Origin of the sequence: Providencia sneebia DSM 19967, from assembly GCF_000314895.2 — a bacterium.
GTDB classification, from domain to species: Bacteria; Pseudomonadota; Gammaproteobacteria; order Enterobacterales; family Enterobacteriaceae; genus Providencia; species Providencia sneebia.
In genome coordinates this window covers 842800-862022 of record NZ_CM001773.1, presented here as the reverse complement: position 1 = coordinate 862022, position 19223 = coordinate 842800, and the positions used below count along the sequence as shown (strand labels likewise).

At 39.3% G+C, this 19223-nt stretch carries 14 protein-coding genes; 3 read left to right on the top strand and 11 right to left on the bottom strand.

The genetic code is table 11. The features are described 5' to 3' along the window. Positions 1-195: 195 nt before the first annotated feature. Positions 196-1389 (top strand): FKBP-type peptidyl-prolyl cis-trans isomerase N-terminal domain-containing protein, encoded by a 1194-nt coding sequence (locus tag OO7_RS16160; RefSeq protein ID WP_008914578.1) that lies wholly within the window; start codon positions 196-198, stop codon positions 1387-1389. Positions 1390-1414: 25 nt separating this feature from the next. Beyond that, the gene (locus OO7_RS03450; protein ID WP_008914577.1) at positions 1415-2440 is read left to right on the top strand and encodes an SEL1-like repeat protein; all 1026 of its coding nucleotides are present in this window, start codon (positions 1415-1417) and stop codon (positions 2438-2440) included. A gap of 287 nt (positions 2441-2727) precedes the next feature. Here the strand turns inward: OO7_RS03450 and nikE are convergent, their stop codons facing one another. Genes nikE through nikA form a run of 5 tightly spaced genes read right to left on the bottom strand, consistent with a single transcriptional unit; the run spans position 2728 to position 7705 of the window. Beyond that, complete coding sequence (gene nikE / locus OO7_RS03445; protein ID WP_008914576.1) at positions 2728-3531, bottom strand: nickel import ATP-binding protein NikE; 804 nt, start codon at positions 3529-3531, stop codon at positions 2728-2730. Further along, positions 3528-4322: an ATP-binding cassette domain-containing protein gene (locus OO7_RS03440; protein WP_008914575.1), complete on the bottom strand. Its 795-nt coding sequence runs from the start codon at positions 4320-4322 to the stop codon at positions 3528-3530. The genes nikE and OO7_RS03440 overlap by 4 nt, the downstream gene beginning before the upstream one ends. After that, positions 4313-5176, bottom strand: coding sequence for a nickel ABC transporter permease subunit NikC (nikC, locus tag OO7_RS03435; RefSeq protein ID WP_008914574.1), 864 nt, complete (start codon positions 5174-5176; stop codon positions 4313-4315). Before nikC ends, OO7_RS03440 begins: the two co-directional genes overlap by 10 nt. Further along, complete coding sequence (gene nikB / locus OO7_RS03430; RefSeq protein WP_008914573.1) at positions 5173-6117, bottom strand: nickel ABC transporter permease subunit NikB; 945 nt, start codon at positions 6115-6117, stop codon at positions 5173-5175. The genes nikC and nikB overlap by 4 nt, the downstream gene beginning before the upstream one ends. A gap of 13 nt (positions 6118-6130) precedes the next feature. After that, entirely contained in the window at positions 6131-7705 is a 1575-nt protein-coding gene (gene nikA, locus OO7_RS03425) for a nickel ABC transporter substrate-binding protein (RefSeq protein WP_008914572.1), read from the bottom strand. A 1704-nt stretch (positions 7706-9409) separates the two neighbouring features. On the opposite strand from nikA, the gene OO7_RS17010 reads away from it, so the two are divergent. Continuing rightward, complete coding sequence (locus OO7_RS17010; protein WP_008914571.1) at positions 9410-10432, top strand: FomA family porin-like outer membrane protein; 1023 nt, start codon at positions 9410-9412, stop codon at positions 10430-10432. A 160-nt stretch (positions 10433-10592) separates the two neighbouring features. Here the strand turns inward: OO7_RS17010 and OO7_RS03415 are convergent, their stop codons facing one another. From OO7_RS03415 to OO7_RS03390, 6 genes are all read right to left on the bottom strand, one after another. Beyond that, positions 10593-11813: a hypothetical protein gene (locus OO7_RS03415; RefSeq protein WP_008914570.1), complete on the bottom strand. Its 1221-nt coding sequence runs from the start codon at positions 11811-11813 to the stop codon at positions 10593-10595. A gap of 137 nt (positions 11814-11950) precedes the next feature. Next, complete coding sequence (locus tag OO7_RS03410; RefSeq protein WP_269077552.1) at positions 11951-12490, bottom strand: fimbria/pilus outer membrane usher protein; 540 nt, start codon at positions 12488-12490, stop codon at positions 11951-11953. Positions 12491-12493: 3 nt separating this feature from the next. Next, on the bottom strand, positions 12494-13171 hold the full coding sequence (narI, locus tag OO7_RS03405; RefSeq protein WP_008914568.1) for a respiratory nitrate reductase subunit gamma: 678 nt from the start codon (positions 13169-13171) through the stop codon (positions 12494-12496). Then, positions 13168-13890 carry a nitrate reductase molybdenum cofactor assembly chaperone gene (gene narJ / locus OO7_RS03400; RefSeq protein ID WP_008914567.1) on the bottom strand — a complete coding sequence of 241 codons (723 nt, stop codon included), beginning with the start codon at positions 13888-13890 and terminating at the stop codon, positions 13168-13170. Before narJ ends, narI begins: the two co-directional genes overlap by 4 nt. After that, positions 13887-15428: a nitrate reductase subunit beta gene (narH, locus tag OO7_RS03395; protein WP_008914566.1), complete on the bottom strand. Its 1542-nt coding sequence runs from the start codon at positions 15426-15428 to the stop codon at positions 13887-13889. Before narH ends, narJ begins: the two co-directional genes overlap by 4 nt. Then, positions 15428-19189, bottom strand: a complete 3762-nt coding sequence (locus tag OO7_RS03390) for a nitrate reductase subunit alpha (RefSeq protein WP_008914565.1) — start codon at positions 19187-19189, stop codon at positions 15428-15430. Before OO7_RS03390 ends, narH begins: the two co-directional genes overlap by 1 nt. Between the last annotated feature and the right edge of the window lie 34 nt (positions 19190-19223).

The following is a 19223-nucleotide window of genomic DNA, read 5'->3' as shown; positions in this document are numbered from 1 at the left end:
ACCCTCTTCTCTCATTCGGTATCAAAAACAGCAAAACGTTAACAATAATTAAAATGATATTTTTATCTCCATAACAACATGAAATATAAAAGCAAACAAAATAGCCCTATGCATCTTACTCATAATTTTATTTTATTAATGCTATTTATTTGCCTTCTCATTCATACATAAACTTTATGTTAAGGAATATTCTTTGTGGCTAACGTAACGTCTTTATTATTTCCCTCTTGGCAAAAACGCTGCCTTTCCTTATTCATATTCAGTGTTTTAACGCCACTCACTTACGGTGAAACTGCCTCAAATCAGAACAAACTGCCGGGGTTACTGCAATTTGCCCAAGACTATGAAGCGCGCAAAGCCAAGATGCAGCGTGATGATGTAGAGCTGCCCGAAACCAGCGGAATACAACTGCCGCAAATTCGCCTGAAAATGCTGCAACAACAATTGCGCGCCAGCCAACATCGTGAGCAGCTCTATCGCCAACAGTTGCAACAGCAGCAMACCCAAACGGTKCARACKCAATGGCAATAYACCCAAGATACCGTCARCGGCTTATTGCGCACCTTGACCTTAGAAGCCCAACTGGCTGAGCAACAAGCCCAGCACCGCACACTGGCACACACACTGCAAACCCAAAAGAGCACCATTACCAATCTCACCAATAACTTACAATTACTGTCACAAAAAACCGCACGCGATAATGCTAAAGTGACTTCATCCAGCACGAGTTCAGCGACTTTGACCGCTGAGCAACTCAAACAGGATGAGGCACTCAAGCAAACTTATGCCGCGGGGATTGCTATTGGTCAAGATGCGCTGACCATTCATCAAGACAATCAAGCTTACGGGCAAGCTTTCGATAAACAGGCTTATCTGGCGGGGATTAACGATGCGATTGCGGGGTATATTTTGCTCTCGCCAACCGAATTGCACACCGCCCTCATCGCCTCTGAAGCCTCAGTAGAAACAAACAAAACAGAACAAAAAATGCAGCAAACACAGTTAGCAAAACGATTCTTAGCCGATTGGCAAAAACAAAAAGACGTCAAATCAGACCCGTTTGGTTATGTGTATAAAGTCAATTATGTCGGGCAAGGGAAAATCCAGCCGCACGATTTAATTAGTATTGTGGTCAAGAAAGCCTTGCTGGATGGCACCGTCGTCAACGACATGGATTTGCAAGATAAGTCGTTGACCTTGCCACTCGGCGAATATCCACCGCTTTTTCAATCCGCCATTTCGCATGTGCAAAACCACGGGGAAATCACCTTTGTCGTGCCACCCGAATTAGCCTACGGGGATGAAGGGGATCCGCCTGCCGTGCCACCGGGGGCTTCACTGCAATACACATTGCGCATTGCCGATGTCCAAAAACAGGCTGCGCCCTAATCATGTGTAATAAGGTCTCTGCGTTATGATAAAAAAATCGTTGCTGGCACTGTCCATCATCAGTGCTGTTTTATTGGTCGGCTGTGATGAAACCTCACCAAAAGGATCGGTTTCCACCGTTGAAAATGCCGCACATGCTAATACGGCACTAAGCCAATTTGAGGAAGGTTTGGCCGCTTACCACCAAGCACAACCCCCAAATTATGCCGATGCAGCGAAATATTTTCGTCAAGCGGCTGAACACGGGCATGCGCATGCGCAACTCTATTTAGCCGCCTTATATGAATCCGGTTTGGGTGTTGAACAATCTTGGCCACAMGCCCTGCATTGGTTTGAAGCGGCSGCYAAGCAAGGCAGTTTACCCGCCCAATATCAATTGGGATTACTGTATGAAAAAGGCGAAGGCGTGGCGAAATCACGCCCGCAAGCCCTGCACTGGTTAACCCTCGCCGCAGAACAAGGGGATGCGGATGCGCAGCACCAACTTGGCTGGTTGTACCTTGACGAAAGTGAGCACTCCCCAACCGCACCCTCACTTGCTTTAAAATGGTTCCAAGCGTCCGCCGAGCAAGGGCATCCTTCTGCCCAAAATATGTTGGGTTGGCTGTATGAAAATGGCGCAAGTGGCAAGCCAGACCTCAATGAAGCGCTGAAGTGGTATCAAGCTTCCGCAGCGCAAGGGCATGCTTTTGCATTGAATAATTTAGGGTGGTTTTATTGGCAAGGTAAAGGCGGAACGGTGGATAAAGCCAAGGCGCTGGACTATTTTACCCAAGCAGCGGAATTCGGTGATAGCGATGCCCAACTCAATTTAGGGTTGCTCTATTATCAAGGGGACAGTGTGCCAGTGTCTATTGAACAAGCACAGAAATGGTTTATGCGCGCCGCCGAGCAAAATAACGCCTATGCACAGTACAATTTGGGTTGGCTCATTCAAAAAGGGGACGTGGAGCAAAAATCGTTACATGCCGCCCGTTATTACTTTCAGTTGGCTTGCGATAATGGCTTACAAAAAGCTTGCTTAGCACTGCAATCGCCAGCAAATCCATAGCTACATCATACTTTTTGAAAGAAATCACGACCTAACATAATGTTATAGTTGGTAATAAAAAAGGCTTGATCAGCATTGATTTTTGTTAGTGTACAACCTTAGCCACTAACAATAAGCTTTTTCAATGGCTCGAACAGTATTTTGTGAATCTGAAAAATACATATTGAAATTTGTATTGTCAGTGAGCCAGTATTTCAAGAAGAGTGCCTAATAACACATTAACTAGGAAAGATAATTGTTGGCTTTACTCAAACATACTAAAGATAAAGCCAACAACTAAAGAAATATCACGCAAGCGTACGTTGACGAGGAGTTGGAAATGGAGGTAAAACGGCATTTTTTAGGGCTAATGATGCAGGATGACATAATTGTTCAATACACCCCTGTGGCGATGTTTCGACAATTATCCCTTCATCCATCACAACAACCCGCGCAGCAAAACGACTAACTAAACGCAAATCATGGGTCACAAATAAGTAAGCAATACCTTGTTCTTCTTGTAATCGCTTTAACAAAGTCAGCAATGATGCTTGTAAATGAATATCCAAATTAGAAACAGCTTCATCAAGGATGACTAATTTGGGGTCTGATGCTAGCGCGCGAGCAACACAAATGCGTTGCAATTGCCCACCACTTATTTGTGATGGTAACTTACTCAACACAGATAACGGCAGTTCTACTTGCGCCAATAATTCTTCTATTCTTAATTTACGTTGCTGCTCATCTAAAGTTGTAAGACATTTCAATGGCTCATCTATGATCTGCTCAATAGTAAATCGCGGATCTACAGCACTTGGCGGATCTTGAAAAACCATCTGTATTTCTGAACGAAATTGCTGATATTGTGTTTTATTTAGCTTACGAATAGGTGTTCCGCGATATAACACATGTCCTTTCTCTGGATATTCTAATCCACAGATTTGACGGGCCAAGGTACTTTTTCCACAACCACTGCGCCCTAGTAATGCAACTGTTTCATTCTCATTTAGTGTCAGTGAAATATCGTTGAGAATACAACGAGGCTCACTTGTTCCTAATAATGAATGACTGCGATAACTTTTTGTCAAATGTTCAATAGCGATCAGTGTCATGCTGGAAGCTCCAATCCATATAAAGAAAGATGAGCAGAGATAAGATCACGAGTAATCATTGAATGAGGAGATGTAAAAATATCATCCACTGAACCTGTCTCAATTATTTCGCCACTTTTTAATACCGCAATATTATCAGCAAGCCTCGCAACAACGCCCATATCATGAGTGATCAACAACAACCCCGTTTTTCGATCAGAAACAACGTGGTCTAATAGATCAAGGATCTTTTTCTGCACGATCAAATCTAAGTCAGTTGTTGGTTCATCAGCAAATAAAAATGGCGCATCACTTAAAATAGCAATCGCAATCATCATTCTTTGTAACATACCGCCACTCATTTCAAAGGGATATAGCTTGAGTATATTGGCACTATCCCCGAGTTCGACTTCAGCTAATACATCTCGAATTCGTTTATCAATATCATGAAGCGGCTGTTTGGTTGCTTTCAGAGTTTCAATAATATGTTGGTACATTGTGCGGACAGGGTTAAAAGCACTGCGCGGATTCTGCATAATAGATGCAACTTGTCGACCTCGTAGCATTTTACCGCTTATTTCTTGCCCTTCTAATAATACTGTTCCTTGTATTTTTTGCACACCTTCTGGAAGCATATCCAATATTGCGGAGCAGGTCATCGATTTACCAGACCCACTCGCGCCCACTAACGCTAAGACTTCACCGCGTCTTAATGTGAATGATAAATCTGAAATAAGGACATGTGTATGCGCATGATGCAAATAGCCCACGGAAAAATTCTTTACCTGAAGTGAGGTTTGATTTAATGACATATATTCGCCCTCAGTGATGGATCAAGGCGATCTCGTAATGCATCCCCTAAAATATTAAATGCCATCACACTAAAGAAAAGGAATAATCCCGGCCAAAAAATAAGCATTGGTGATGTCCAAACAAATTGGCGAGCATCACTAATCATGACACCCCATTCAGCCGTGGGAGCCATGACGCCAAGCCCTAAGAATGAAAGCCCTGAAACATGCAACATCATGTGCCCAATATCTAATGTTGCTAAGACAATAAGTTGAGAAATTGTCGCAGGAAATAAGTGCTTAATAAATATTCGGCTATGGCTAGCGCCACTCAAACGGGCTGCTAATAAAAACTCACGATGGCGTAATGACAAAATAATCCCACGAACAATTCGGGCGTACCACGCCCAATGAGATAATGCTATCGCAATAATCACATTCACTAGCCCAGTGCCTAAAATACCAATCAAAAATAGTGCAAGAACTAACGTTGGGAAGGTCAGAAATACATCAGTAAAACGCATAATAATCTGGTCTGTTCTACCGCCGACAAAGCCAGATATTCCACCAATTACCAGACCCAATATCATAATAATTGCCAATGTGATTGCCACTGCCCCAAGAGAAACTTGAGTTCCAACAATCAGCCGCGAAAGAATATCTCGACCTAAATGATCTGTACCTAACCAATGTTCGCTATCTGGCGACTGTAAACGTTTAGATAGCTCAACAAGATTTGGATCATGGGGTGAAATCCAAGGCCCTGCAATCATTGCAATAATTAAAAGAATCACAACAGATACAGCAAACCATAATAAAAGATTACGGCAAAGTGTTTTCCAAACGGGAGGGGATTTTAATAAAATGTCCATCATTCTACGCCCTCCGCAGAAAGCCGGATACGAGGATCAGCAATCGCATAAATAATATCAACAATTAGGTTACAGAGAACAAAAATTACTACCATCAATAGTGTAAAACATTGAATAACAGGATAATCTCTATTCATGATAGCGGATACTGCATAACGCCCAAGACCAGGCCAGCTGAAAATGCTTTCAATGATTAACGTGCCACCAAGCAATTCGCCAATATGCATTCCGATTGCTGTAATAATCGGCAACCATGCATTACGTAAAATATGGGAACGTTCAACGGTCATTTCAGACAATCCACGAAGACGAGCATAGCGAACATGCCGTTGCCCTGAAACTTCCAACATGCTTGCTCGTAACAACCGTGCATTAATCGCCAGTGACATAAGCGATATTGCAATAACAGGCATAATCAGGTGCTTAGCACCACCTATTCCCATTGGTGGAAGCCATCCTAGATGAATAGAAAAAAGAAGGATAAGCAAAAATCCCAACCAAAAGTTTGGCATTGAAACACCAATAAAAGCGATAAGACGCACAAGTTGATCTGGCCATTTTTCTCTATAACGTGCTGATAGCATGCCCATTGGTATAGAAATCAAAATAGTCAATGCGAGTGCAAGCCCAGCAAGTTGTAGTGTTGTAGGTAAAAAATAAAGAATATCAGGCAAGACTGGTTTTTGGGTTGCGTATGAAATCCCAAAATTCAAATGTAATGCATCTGAAAGCCAGTCAAAATATTGCGTCATGATCGGTTTATCAAGACCAAGGAATTCACGAGCATGTTCTAAAGCTTGTGGTGTCGGTGGAATTTTTGATAACCGAAGATAATCCAAAGCGGGGTCCGAAGGACCCAAACGTAGGATTAAAAAGATAAACAACGAAGTACCAAGCAACATTGGAATTAGCAAGAGTATACGTCGAATAATAAATCGGATCATAATCGTAAACCTGCTATTTTGTGACAGGTGCTAGCTGGTCAAATGGGATCTCATTCGACATTGCACTGAAAGGAATATCACCTAATTCCGGTTTTGATACAGCAATAGCTGTAATGTAAGTCAAAGGTAGATAAACAGCTTCTTCATGTAAGCGTGTGAAAATATCATGATATAAATGACGGCGTTCATCTTCATTTGTGGTGGTTAAAACTTGAGTAATTTTTTCATCAATTTGCGCTTTATCCGCTAAACCTTGTTGAGCTTGGTAATCAGCATGAGAAGGAATGCGCATTGAGCTAACAAATGCATGAGGATCAAAAGGTGCGCCCCATGTACCATTAAAAATCATACCAAAGCGGCCATCTTTTTGGCGTGAATATATGCTACTTTCTTCTTCACCAACTAATTTCACATCTACGCCAATTCGACGTAAATCAGCTTGAACAACTTCAGCAATTGATTTAGCTACAGCATCAGTACCAACAAAATTGAGTTCAACAACAAGAGGTTCACCTGATTTTTCTCGAATACCATTTTCAGTTTTAGCCGTCCAACCTGCGTTATCTAACAATAATTTCGCTTCATCAAGGTTATAGGTATACGGCTTTAAACCCGCATCAGCATAAGGAACATTTTCTGAAAAAAGCGTATCTGCTTTTAATTGTGTGCCGTGTAGAACTTTTTCAATCATTTTATCTTTATCAACAGCATGATTGATAGCTTGGCGAACAGCAAGATCACGTGTTGGGCCTGTTTTTGTATTTATTGCTAAAACTAATGTTTCCAAAGGTTCTGACAATTTAGCGTTATAAATAGGCATATTTTTAAACCGCTGGTAGGTATCTGGGTAAATAATTCCATCCGTTCCATAGAGTAAATCAATTTCTCCTGTTTCGAATGCAACTGCGCGGGTATTTGGATCGGGAATGACTTTAAATGTAATAGATTCATAAACTGGCTTTTTACCCCAGTAAAGTTCGTTACGAACAAACTCATCTTTTTCACTTAATCTTGAATCAGCAAATACCCAAGGACCGGTACCAATGGCTTTTACAATACCGTCTTTTGTGCCACCTTCTTTAAATTGTGATGGTGCAATGAAACGAAATGGTCTTGGCAGAGCGAGTTCTTGCAAAATAGGATAATATGCATCTTTTAGGGTAATTTTTAATTGATTTGGCGCGATATCTTCAACGGCAATAATTTGATTTGCTAGTTCAAGCCAAGCATGGCGTTCTCGATTAGCTAAAATTGCATCGAAGTTAACTTTTGCAGCTGCAGCATCAAATTTCTCTCCATTGGAAAATTTGACATCTTCACGCAAAGTAAAAATATATGTTTTTCCATCCTCGGAAACATTCCATGATTCCGCTAACCAAGGTTTAACTGTGCCATCACTCATATAGCGAACTAATGGTTCATAAACCATCGTTTGTCCTGCCATTTGGTTAGGCGCATACAAATGAGGATTAAGCGGCCCAACATTAACTGGCCATGCGAAATTTAAATGGGGGTCAGCATACGCTATATTTACAGAACTGATAGCGAATGCTGTAGAAATTAATAGTGACTTAAAAATATTACGCATATATATTACTCCAGCCTAATAATAATCATATAAAAATAGAATAACAGATAAAGGAACAGTTATTTAAATAACCATTACTTCATAAGGTTTTATTATATTATTGTTCAAACAACGTTATTTTTATTTTATTCTTTGTTAAAACAAAGGGTCAACAATGCCATTTAAGTTATCATCAAAATGCATATTGTAACTATTCTAATAGAATCCTATTAATAAATAATTTACACGTATGTTGTTTGTGTTTTAGAAAGTATATTAATTTTCTACTTTATGCTAGCTCTCCCTAATATTCTACTCGTAAAAAAGTATTATTCATGACATTTATTTAGTCGTAAAAAGGCAAAAGATAAAATAATTAAAAAAATAAATAACAATAAAAATCAACATATTAAATAAAAACACAAAGATTACAGAATAATAAAATACCAAAAAGAGAACAAAAAAACATCCAATTGTAAAGTTTTATAATTACGAATTAATCATATTTATCAAAAAAAGACAAAAAATAAATAATATTTAAAAATCAATTAATTAAAAAAATACTCAAAATAAGTTTGAACAAGGTGGGTAATATAGCTATTTATCCAAAAAATGACGAAACGGTAGCTAAAATGATTATCCTCTAGCAGTAATAATACGTAATCTATATATTTAGAATACGAAAAATAACGATATTGAAATTAAACTTCATATTACTATAAATTAAAACATACAAATCATAAAAATTTAATTTAAGTAATATTCATTACATAATTATAACTGATTATCTTATATTAAAAACAGATAATGTCATCATGAAACAATATAATATATATATTATGGTTAAAAGGTAAATTAATAAGGTATTTATAATAACATTATAAATTTTTTCTACTATATTTCATATTTTACATCTTATATCATTTAATTATTACCATAATAATCAAACTCATTATTTATGTATTTCATTTAAATATAACATCCTATTTCATCATTAAAACCAATCAATTTAAGAATAAAAAACACCTAATTTAGATTGTATTAAATAGTTTTTTGTTTTTATTAATATTAAGGGGTTAATTCAATTTAAGATTATCAAATGTTGCTATTATTTTCAGCTAACAAAAATTTATTAATTTATTGTATAAATATATTTTTAATTTATTAAAAATAGGTTATTTTATAAATCGACTTAAAACAAAAAAGCGTAACAAAACCATTAAAAACACTTAACATACTGTTTATTAAACATTTAATTGTATTACAGGTTAGTATTTTAATATTATTTTTTTATTAGAGATTTATGTATTCTCTGTTTTTCATGGTTAAAAAAAAGAAATATGTATATACAAGGGAAAAGTAAATATTGCTTATTATATATAACACATAATTATATTCATCTTTAAAAGAATAAATTTAAAAAACAAGAATAATATCAATAAGAATGGCTAATTCAAACTGATTATATAAAGTTCTGCTATCAATAAATTAGATAATGACAGATTGTTTATCTAGCATCCGCACTGACTTTATATATTAAATATTAATTTTATCAAAAAATAGGTGATTAATGATGAAAGTTAAAATATGTCAGTTAATTTAAGAGTTATCCAACTATTTAGGTGACGTGGATACGCTAAAAGCAAATACCACTCACTTTATTTTATCAAAAATAAAAATCATGATTAAAATCAACATATTAACTTTTATTCAATACGGTGTTATATGAATACCTTAAAAATACCTTTTGTAGTATTACTGCTTACCAGTGGATTTGCTCAAGCAGAGGAATTTGTTCCTAATGGATCGATGGGATTTACTCAGACCTTTTATGGCAACTCAGGAAGCTATAAAACCTCAACATCACATCCAGCTTTATTTCTAAACTATAATTTTTCTCCCAAATGGGGAATACAAATTGATTGGGATAGGCTTTGGAATACTTACCACTATTCAGGAGAACCAAAACAGCAAGATAATAGCCTAAGCCAACCAGTAGGTACTTTAAATTATACATATGGCTATCTTGGAAACTCTCGTGTCAACTGGTCTTCTTCATTGACGATTGAAAATAGAAACAGTTTTAGAGGCGCCAATCCTACTTATTCTTTTATTAGCACTTCGTTTGATTTTTATGAATATTTGCCCTCATCTGAATATATTAGCGCCACTCAATTTGCAATTTCGCCAAAGTATATTTATGGCTGGCAATCACGTAGCCCTACAGGACATGTGAATACAGGCGTATTAAGTATGTTGACTAACTGGACATTACCAGCCAATTTTTCTTTGACTCTAAATGCCCATTTATTCCGCGAATGGTATAACGGCTCGATGATTGTTGATGGTGAAAATACCCATTACAGTAATGCTAATTATTTTATGCTCTTGGCGTGGTTGAATTATAATAATACTCTTTATCAATTTAATGATAAAACTGCGCTCAACTTTAATTTTGTCGGTGGTTTTGATCCCTATATTGCATCTAATAAGAAAGCTGGGTGGAATCCATTTTTAGCAGAAAATCTTAGGTATGAATGGCTAGGTCCATCTGTTATGAGTGGTCAATACCGCAGTACTTATACATTATTTGCTTTACCAAAATTAAATCTCAGCTATCAATATGATAAAAATCTCCAAGTTTCCACATTTATTCAAGCTAAATATTTTAATCAGGTTTGGGGAAGTTCAGAAAAAGATTGGCGGTTACAACCGCAAATAGGTGTTGCAGCAACATATAACTTTTAAATATTAGATCTCTGATCTCAACAAATTGAGTGACGTTTTTAATCAGAAAAAAATTGGCGGCCATTTACGATGGCCACCAAAGTGTTATATAAAAACATCAATTATAAGTTGCTAATTTAAACTCTACTTCCAACATATTTTAAATGAAAATATTACCTACTTATCGATAAGTGAAGCCGAGCGTAGCTGAGCCGGTATACTTTCCAGGAAGGGTGTTCGCTGTTGTACATGCATACCATTGAACAGGAAATGTCCTATCCGTAGAACTATAATTTGATAATAAGGCAACATAAAACCCAGGTAATCTCGAAGCCGGATCAAACAATATAGCTCCTCCACCTGAGCTATATGTACACGTTTTTACTGGGTTAGGACCTATGCCACCGCGGACAATAATTCCCGTTCCATCGACATTAGACTTTTGGGTTTCACTATTGACCAAGCCAAATCCATATCCATCTGACGTTGCGGTCCCTGTTATTGCTGTTGCACGAACATAAACACTTGCGCTAACTATACTTTTAGCACAATTAATTGATAAAGTATCCGCAATTGATTCAGACATATTAGGAGATGTTGCAAGATTATTAAACACGACGGAGGTGTTTCCAATCCCAATTGTGCATGGCGGTGCTTGAACAATTAATCTGTCACTTGAGGAGAGAACTTGTTTACTAGCAATAAGCTTTTCTAACGTTATCGATGTCCCTTGGTTAAAAAATATCTGCTTTAATGGGTAGGTGCCATAAGGCACATCTGGTCCGATATAAGCCCAAATAGTTAAATCTAATACTGCTGGTACATTATTAATTTTTGTATTACCTGCCCCACCATAATGTATATTTCCACTAGTAGGCGCCCCTTTTGGATAAAGGCAGTTACTCATCATGCTGGCAGTAGAAGCTGTACTGGAACTTAATTTACCATAGCTATCCCAAACACCATCAATGTCGTAAACAAATCTTTTCGCTCGAACGTCAGCATCAGAAAGACCAATATTCACTTTTGCTCCTGTACTGGTTCCCGTTACTCCGACGACAACATCATTTCGCCCATTAACGGCAGCGATACCTGTATACCCATTAACAGTCACTGCTGGCTGACAAACAGAACTGTGATTCCCCTCGGTTGTTAACCCACCTCCAGACATCCGCAAACTATACTTTGATAATGTAATAGTGCCATCTACCCCACCACTGAGAGTTCCATCTATTGTTGTTAATTTCATCATACTACCAGGAAAAACAATATAATCAGTTGCAAAGGCTGAGGAACAAAGAAAGAATACAGCCCCAAAAAGCACACTCATCATTAATTTATTTGGCTGATTCTGAATATGACAACGGTTTAATGTAGAACTAGGTGCTATAAATTTTTTCATTATTCTTAATCCCGCCATGAGTTATACTTAATATAAGTAATGAAATCTATTAACTAAAACAAACAATAAAATGTACTGAATAAATCTTATTTCCATTCAATAGAATTTATTAATCATCTTTCACTTCTCACTATGGTCTAATCTTGAGATAAACAATTCAAAGTGACTTGGCGCAGCCCCATTTCAGGACTAATAGTTAAGTCACGAATATTAAATATAGTGGTACAGCGTTGCGAAACACTTGAGCCCCACTTTACAAATATCTTTCCTGACTCTGGCAGCCCTGTCATATAGACTTGACCATGATCGCTCACAATAGCGCTATTCTCTTCATTCGGTTTATTATTGACTAATGAAGCCATCGCGCCAAATGGCACAACGGTATTATTATGTTTTAAAGTCATCAGGACTTGATAACCAACACGCGTAGTGAACTTGGCCTTAACAACAGCACCGCTTGTCGGATAGACATTGATATTTGACTGAGCTAATTCGACATCGTCAGGTAACGTACTAGGATCTAACCCAACGCTATTTTTTGTATATGATGAAAGATAAGGTGCAACAGCATATCCCCGCCAATCTGTCACAGAATTTCCATTCATCACACGAACACCTGGCGCATTAGGTGCACTCACCAGTGCGATTGAATCACCTAAAGTATTCGATAGAACAATAGCTTAATGGCGATTTCTTACCACTTGATAGCGGCGCGTAATGTATTCAATTGGTGCACTCCAAATATGGACTAAACGGCAGAATGGGAACAATAGGAATAACGTCATCCCCAATACTAAGTGCAATTTAAAGACAATACCGACGCCTTCAAGATAATTTGATGCTCCCCAATGGAAAGTGACCACTGACTGCGCCCAGCCAACTAATTTTAACATTTCACTACCATCCATATGCTGTGCAGAGAATGGGATGGTGAGTAACCCTAAACAAACTTGCACAACTAATAATGTTAAAATCATGATATCGCCAAATGAGGAAGTGGCTCTTACGCGTGGATTTGTCAATCGACGTTTTAATAACATCGCTCCGCCGATTAAAACCATTATTCCACAGATCCCACCACCAACCATAGCCATTAACTGTTTTATATGCATTGGTAAAAATGATTCATACATCCAATGTGGAGTGAGCATACCAAAAAAGTGCCCGACAAAAACCCCTATTATCCCAATGTGGAAAAGGTTGGATGCAAGTCGCATGTTCTTTTTATCCAACATCTGGCTTGAACCAGCACGCCAAGTATACTGACCATAATCATAGCGTAACCAACTTCCCACAATAAATACCGTTCCGGCAATATAAGGGTAGATATCAAAGAAAAACTGATTTATAAAATTCATTTTTGAACTCCCAGGTTTTGTGCTTCATCTAGGTTCAAATATTGTGGAATAACGGCATTAGCAAAACGTTGTTGGTGAGCAGACACTTCACCACCGCAGTTTTTATCATCAGCTAAAAACTTGACCTGCTCTTCCTCCCAAACAGCATCCAAAGCTTGCGGCGTATCATCACGCGCCTCTGCAGCCACCTTATCACTTAATTGGCTGGTTTGAATTTCACTACGAGAAAGCTCGAGTAATAATTCAAATAATGCACTAAAACGGCTTTCACGCTGTTTTAGTCTTTCACCTACCAAAGCTAAAATTGGAGCAATGTCGTTTAAGCCTTCAAGCATTTGCGGGGCAGAAAGTACGGTCAAATATTCCAAGTAAATGGGTAAATGATCGGGTAATTCATGGCAGTCAATTTGTAATCCTTGTTGATTATATTGCGCCATCAAATCAACCATCGCTTGCCCTCTGTCTCTAGACTCGCCATGAACATGCTCAAACAATAATAATGATGTTGCACGACCTCTATCAAACAGCTCACAATATTGTGCCTGCATATCTAACAAGTCTTCATTTAAATATTCGCGAACAAACATCACCAACTGAACTGCACGTTTAATCGGTAATTCATTTGCTTGCTCTATTGCTTCAATTAATTCATCACCATGCTGCCAAAGTTCTTCTGTTGGGTAATCGAGCAATCGAGAAATCACTTTTAAACTGATCATAAAGTTTTCTCCTGCACTGTTTTTGGTGTGATATCAATGGCATCAATACGACGGCTATTAAACAGATTCGTTTTTCCATCACTACCATGGCAACCATCACCAAAGCTAAATCCGCATGCTTTCGCTTCAGGGAAAGCTTCTCGCGCTAATTCACGATGACTAGAAGGAATAACAAAGCGATCTTCATAATTCGCTATTGCTAAATAACGGTACATTTCTTGGGCTTGAGATTCCGTCAATCCAACTTGCTCCAATGCACTGGTATCACATTGGTTTTCAACTGTTTCAGCACGTTTATAATGGCGCATAGCTAACATGCGTTTTAGGGCTAATAAAACAGGTTCAACATCGCCAGCAGTTAGCAAATTAGCGAGGTATTGCACTGGAATGCGTAAGCTTTCAACATCAGGTAGTACGCCATTGTTCGCTAACATTCCTGAATCAGCGACTGATTGAATTGGTGATAAAGGTGGCACATACCAAACCATTGGTAATGTTCTATATTCTGGATGTAATGGAAGTGCTAATTTCCATTCCATTGCCATTTTATAAACAGGCGATTTCTGAGCCGCATCAATCACACTTAAAGGAATACCCTGTTTTTGCGCTTCTTCAATAACATGCGGATCATGTGGATCGAGGAAAACATCAAGCTGGCTTTGATATAAGTCTGTCTCTTTTTCTGTGGATGCTGCAGCTTCAATTTTATCCGCATCATAAAGTAAAACACCTAAATAGCGGATACGCCCCACACACGTTTCAGAGCACACTGTTGGCATGCCTGACTCAATGCGCGGATAACAGAAAATACATTTTTCTGATTTACCACTTTTCCAGTTGAAGTAGATTTTTTTATACGGGCAACCGGTTAAGCACATCCGCCAGCCACGGCATTTATCCTGATCAATCAAGACAATACCATCTTCTGAGCGCTTATAAATTGCCCCACTTGGGCAAGTTGCCACACAAGCTGGGTTCAAACAGTGTTCACATAGACGCGGCAAATACATCATGAATGTATTTTCAAATTGGCCATACATCTCTTTTTGAATATTTTCAAAGTTCTTATCATGTGAACGCTTACTAAATTCACCGCCAAGATCGTCTTCCCAGTTTGGCCCCATGTTCACATTACTCATACGCTGACCCGTAATTAATGAACGCGGACGAGCGGTTGGAACATGTTTGCCTTCTTTCGCATTTTTGAGATTGCTATAGTCATAATCAAATGGCTCGTAGTAATCATCTAAAGCAGGTACATCTGGGTTGGCAAAAATCTTAGAAAGCACCCCAACACGGTTCCCCATGCGTGGTACTAATTTACCTTTAATATTGCGGATCCAGCCGCCTTTCCATTTTTCTTGATCTTCCCAATTATGGGGATAACCAATACCGGGCTTGGTTTCAACGTTATTAAACCAAGCATATTCAACACCTTCACGACTGGTCCAGACATTTTTACAGGTCACAGAACAAGTATGGCAACCAATACATTTGTCGAGGTTTAATACCATGCCGACTTGAGAACGAATTTTCATTATGCTTTCTCCTTTCCGCTCAGCGCCTGCTGATAACCATCTTGCTCACCATCAAGCCAATCGACCTGTTTCATTTTGCGTACCACGACAAATTCATCACGGTTAGAACCTACTGTGCCGTAATAGTTGAAGCTATAAGCTAAATGACCATAACCACCAATCATATGAGTTGGTTTTGGACAAACACGCGTTACTGAGTTATGGATCCCACCACGTTGTGATGTAATTTCAGATCCTGGTAAGTTGATCAATCTTTCTTGGGCGTGGTACATCATGATCATGCCGTCTGGAATACGCTGACTCACAACAGCTTTAGCCGTTAATGCGCCATTGCTGTTAAAAGCTTCAACCCAATCATTGTCTTCAATGCCTAATTCATTCGCATCTTCTTCACTTAACCAAACAATTGGTCCACCACGACCTAGCGTCAACATTAATAAGTTGTCACTGTAAGTTGAGTGAATACCCCACTTTTGGTGCGGTGTTAAGAAGTTCAGGGCTTTTTCAGGAAAACCATTCGGTTTTTTGCCCATTAAAGGTTGAGCCGCACGTGTATCAATTGGTGGGCGATAAACGACAAGGCTTTCACCAAACGCTCTCATCCATTCATGGTCCTGATACAATTCCTGACGACCACTGATGGTGCGCCACGGGATCATTTCATGCACATTGGTATAACACGCATTATAAGAGACATGTTCATCTTCCAAGCCAGACCATGTTGGACTAGAAATTATTTTACGCGGCTGCGCAACTATATCGCGGAAACGAATTTTTTCGTCTTCTTTATACAGCGCTAAATGCTTATGATCACGGCCAGTGACTTTACCCAAAGCATCCCATGCTTTAACGGCAACCTGACCATTTGTTTCTGGGGCTAAAGTTAAGATCACTTCCGCGGCATCAATCGCTGTTTCTATCTTCGGGCGACCTTCATTTGCGCCACTTGGCTGTGTTCTATTGAGTTTCTTCAAGAAATCAATTTCATCTTGAGTATTCCAGCTGATACCCTTACCGCCATTGCCAAGCTTATCCATTAACGGACCAAGCGAGGTAAAACGTGCATGAGTTGATGGGTAATCACGTTCAACCGTCATAATATGCGGAGCCGTTTTTCCTGGGATCAACTCGCATTGACCTTTCTTCCAATCACGCACATCAAAAGGTTGTCCCATTTCAGCTGCACTATCATGCTGAATAGGTAACGTCACAACGTCGGTTTCTTTACCTAAATGACCTACACAAACCTCAGAGAAAGCCTTCGCAATGCCTTTATAAATTTCCCAGTCGCTCTTAGATTCCCAAGCAGGATCAACGGCTGCTGATAATGGATGAATAAACGGGTGCATATCCGATGTATTCATGTCATCTTTTTCATACCAAGTCGCTGTTGGTAAAATGACATCAGAGAATAAACATGTACTCGACATTCTGAAGTCTAAAGTCACAACTAAGTCGACTTTACCTTCACCTGGGTTATCAGCCCATTCAACTTCTTCAGGCTTCACGCCGCCTTGTTGCCCTAAATCAACGCCTTGAATACCATTTTCAGTGCCCAACAAATATTTCAATAAATATTCATGGCCTTTACCGGCAGAACCTAAAAGGTTTGAACGCCAAATAAATAAGTTACGAGGGAAGTTTTGTGGATTATCAGGCTGTTCCGAAGCAAAACGAATATTGCCTTCTTTAAGCTGTTTAACGGTGTAATCTACAGCTGATAGCCCTTCTTCCTCTGCTTTTTTCGCAATCGTGATTGGGTTAACACCTAATTGCGGTGCAGAAGGTAGCCACCCCATGCGCTCTGCGCGCACATTCATATCAACAAGGCTGCCACTGAATGCTTTTTTATCAACTAATGGCGATAATAGCTCTTCGGTAGCGACCGTCTCATAGCGCCATTGGCTAGAATGATTGTAGAAAAATGAAGTACTATTCATGTGGCGTGGTGGGCGCTGCCAATCAAGGCCAAAAGCTAATGGCAACCAACCCGTTTGAGGACGTAATTTTTCTTGCCCTACATAGTGAGACCAACCACCGCCGCTTTGTCCAATACAACCGCAAAATACCAACATGTTAATAATTGCGCGGTAAGTCATATCCATGTGGTACCAGTGGTTGATACCTGCACCAACAATGACCATCGAACGACCATGAGTTTTTTCCGCTGTATCAGCAAACTCACGAGCAATACGAATAATATTTTGGCGACTCACACCAGTCACTTGTTCGGCCCAAGCAGGAGAATAAGCTTTTATCTCATCATAATTTGCCGCGCAGTTTTCATCACCAAAACCACGGTCAATACCATAGTTAGCAAGCAATAAGTCGTAAACGCTAGTAACTAACGCTTCCTTTCCATTTGCCAATTGAATACGTTTAGCAGGCAATTTGTGCAGCAGAATATCTTTTAACTTAACATTCTGGAAATATTCGCTTTCTAAACCACCAAAATAAGGGAAGCCAACTTCCACCATTTCATCACACGTGTCAGAAAGGCTCAGTTGCATCTTAAACTCTTGCCCATCTTTCGCATTACGTGGCTCTAGATTCCATTTACGGCTTTCATCCCAGCGGAAGCCCATTGAACCTTGTGGTACACACAATTCACCTGTCGCTTCATCAATGGCGATGGTTTTCCATTCCGCATTTTTTTCTTCGCCTAAAGAATCCATTAAATCTGCTGCACGCAACATTCTGCCACCAGCATAAGTACCATCTTCGCGCTCATCCAACATCACTAACATTGGCATATCGGTGTAAGTACGCACATACTCACGGAAATACTCAGCTTGGCGCTCAACATGGAATTCTTTGAGGATCACATGCCCCATTGCCATCGCCATTGCACTGTCTGTACCCTGTTTAGGATTTAACCAGTGGTCACATAATTTAGCGATCTCAGCATAGTCAGGCGTCACAGCTACCGTTTTGGTGCCTTTGTAACGAACTTCTGCGAAGAAGTGTGCATCTGGTGTCCGTGTTTGAGGAACGTTAGAACCCCATGCAATAATATAAGAAGAGTTATACCAATCTGCTGATTCTGGTACATCTGTTTGCTCGCCCCAAGTCATTGGTGATGCAGGAGGTAAATCGCAATACCAATCATAGAAGCTAAGGCATGCGCCACCAATAAGTGATAAATAGCGCGCACCTGATGCATAAGACACCATTGACATAGCAGGGATCGGTGAGAAACCGATAATACGGTCAGGACCAAACTCTTTGATAGTGGTCACGTTGGCAGCTGCAATTAATTCATTCACTTCGCTCCAGCTAGAGCGAACAAAACCACCATGACCACGCGCTTGTTTATAACTTTGTGCTTTTTTAGGGTCATTAATAATTGAAGACCAAGCATTGACCGGATCTTGATGTTCCGCTTTTGCTTCACGCCACAATTTAAGTAAGCGCTTACGAACCATTGGATACTTCACGCGATTCGCGCTGTAAAGGTACCAAGAATAACTTGCACCACGTGGGCAACCTCTTGGCTCATGATCGGGCAAATCAGGTCGAGTACGTGGGTAATCAGTTTGTTGTGTTTCCCAAGTCACTAAGCCATTTTTGACATATATTTTCCAGCTACATGAACCTGTACAGTTTACACCATGTGTAGAACGCACAATTTTGTCATGCTGCCAGCGGCTACGATAACCATCTTCCCAATCACGATTCACATTTAATTCTTGACCATGATTGCCGGAAAACGTCTCGCCTAGTTGCTTGAAATAACGAAATCTATCTAAAAACTTGCTCATTCGGATGACCTCCAAAGAGACGCGATAAGGCGTC

Coding starts and splice junctions, on each gene's coding strand:
- nikE (WP_008914576.1), bottom strand. CDS start 3,531: ATGACACTGATCGCTATTGAACATTTGACAAAAAGTTATCGCAGTCAT.
- OO7_RS03440 (WP_008914575.1), bottom strand. CDS start 4,322: ATGTCATTAAATCAAACCTCACTTCAGGTAAAGAATTTTTCCGTGGGC.
- nikC (WP_008914574.1), bottom strand. CDS start 5,176: ATGATGGACATTTTATTAAAATCCCCTCCCGTTTGGAAAACACTTTGC.
- nikB (WP_008914573.1), bottom strand. CDS start 6,117: ATGATCCGATTTATTATTCGACGTATACTCTTGCTAATTCCAATGTTG.
- nikA (WP_008914572.1), bottom strand. CDS start 7,705: ATGCGTAATATTTTTAAGTCACTATTAATTTCTACAGCATTCGCTATC.
- OO7_RS17010 (WP_008914571.1), top strand. CDS start 9,410: ATGAATACCTTAAAAATACCTTTTGTAGTATTACTGCTTACCAGTGGA.
- OO7_RS03415 (WP_008914570.1), bottom strand. CDS start 11,813: ATGAAAAAATTTATAGCACCTAGTTCTACATTAAACCGTTGTCATATT.
- narI (WP_008914568.1), bottom strand. CDS start 13,171: ATGAATTTTATAAATCAGTTTTTCTTTGATATCTACCCTTATATTGCC.
- narJ (WP_008914567.1), bottom strand. CDS start 13,890: ATGATCAGTTTAAAAGTGATTTCTCGATTGCTCGATTACCCAACAGAA.
- narH (WP_008914566.1), bottom strand. CDS start 15,428: ATGAAAATTCGTTCTCAAGTCGGCATGGTATTAAACCTCGACAAATGT.
- OO7_RS03390 (WP_008914565.1), bottom strand. CDS start 19,189: ATGAGCAAGTTTTTAGATAGATTTCGTTATTTCAAGCAACTAGGCGAG.